The sequence below is a fragment of the Streptomyces klenkii genome (assembly GCF_003626645.1).
GTDB lineage: Bacteria > Actinomycetota > Actinomycetes > Streptomycetales > Streptomycetaceae > Streptomyces > Streptomyces klenkii.
The window spans coordinates 1-1,309 of the sequence record NZ_RBAM01000096.1 but is presented as its reverse complement, the minus strand read 5'-3'; the positions used below and the strand labels follow the sequence as shown (position 1 = coordinate 1,309).

The window sequence follows — 1,309 nt, the reverse complement described above, 5'->3', positions numbered from 1 at the left end:
CCCCCCCGCCAGCTGCGTTCCCTCACGGTGCTGCGCTCGGCCGTGGAGCCGGTGGCGGCCCGGCTCGCGGCCGTCAACGCCACGCCCGAGCAGTGCGCGGCCCTGACCGAGCACGCGCTGGGGATGGTGGCCACCTCGCGCGGCCGGCAACTGGAGGCGTACCTCGTGCACGACACGGCCTTCCACCGGGTGGTGCTCGCGGCCTCGGGGAACGAGATGTTCGCGCCGCTGGGCGAGGTGGTGGCGGCGACCCTGACGGGGCGGACGCGGCACGGGGTGATGTTCGAGGACCCGGACCCGGCGGCGGTGACGCTGCACGTGCGGGTCGCGGAGGCGATCCGGGAGCGGGACGCGGAGGCGGCGGAGCGGCTGACCCGGGACATCACCGTGGGCGCGCTGCGGGAGCTGGACGTGCTGGCTCCCTGACCTCGGCCGTGATCCGTCAGCGGGCGGCGAGGGGGGCCGGGGCCATGCGGGCCGCGGCCTCCGCGACGCGGGCGCGGCGGCGGCGCAGCGCGGCGGCGTCGTCCGGCTCGTCCAGGATCATGCGGGCCAGCTGGGGGGCGGCGAAGTTCCACGCGACCAGGCCGACGAGGGTGAACAGCCAGTCCTGAACGGCCCGGCGGGCCTCCGGGTCCGGGGCCAGCTCCCGGATCAGCTCCTGGTACGCGGCGCGGCGGGTCTCCTCGTCCGCGACCGGGCCGCCGCGCACCTCCAGCGCCTCCCACAGCATCAGGCGGACGGCGCGGGGGCGGGTGAGGTAGGCGTCGAAGATCCGCTCGGCGGTGACGCGGGCGTCACAGGGGTCCATGTCCACGGCGTGGCACAGCTCGTCGATGGTGCCCTGGACCACCGTGCCGAACAGCTTCTCCTTGCTGCCGTAGTAGAGGTAGATGGCCTGCTTATTGGCCCGCGCGGCGGTGGCGATCCGGTCGACCCGGGCCCCGGCCAGGCCGTACTCGGCGAACTCGGCGGTGGCCGCCTCCAGGATCCGCCGCCGGGTCGCCTCCGCGTCGTAACTCATGGGGCCGGATTTTAAACCAGGCGGTTGACTTTGCGGCCGGGGGCGTGCGAGGGTTCGCTCAATAAACCAAATGGTTTATTTATCGCCCGGACGAAGAGGGAACGCCCATGGCCAGCACCGCCGCCCCTGCCTCCGCCTCCTCTGCCTTTGCCGACGCCGTCGGCGCCGCCGACGGCGCCTCGGACGCCGACGCCTCCGATACCGCCTCCGGATCCGCCCCGTCCGCCGGGACGATTCCCGTCCGCTCGACGCTGCCCGACGGGCTCGCCGGCCGCACGGCCCTGA

Annotated in this window: 2 protein-coding genes; one reads left to right on the top strand and one right to left on the bottom strand. The window is 74.5% G+C overall.

The window, feature by feature from the left end; all coding sequences use genetic code 11:
• Positions 1-426: FadR/GntR family transcriptional regulator (locus tag D7231_RS34895; RefSeq protein WP_147449891.1), on the top strand; the 426-nt coding region annotated here is incomplete at its 5' end.
• A gap of 16 nt (positions 427-442) precedes the next feature.
• Here the strand turns inward: D7231_RS34895 and D7231_RS34890 are convergent.
• Positions 443-1,024, bottom strand: a complete 582-nt coding sequence (locus tag D7231_RS34890) for a TetR/AcrR family transcriptional regulator (RefSeq protein WP_120760377.1) — start codon at positions 1,022-1,024, stop codon at positions 443-445.
• Positions 1,025-1,309 lie beyond the last annotated feature (285 nt).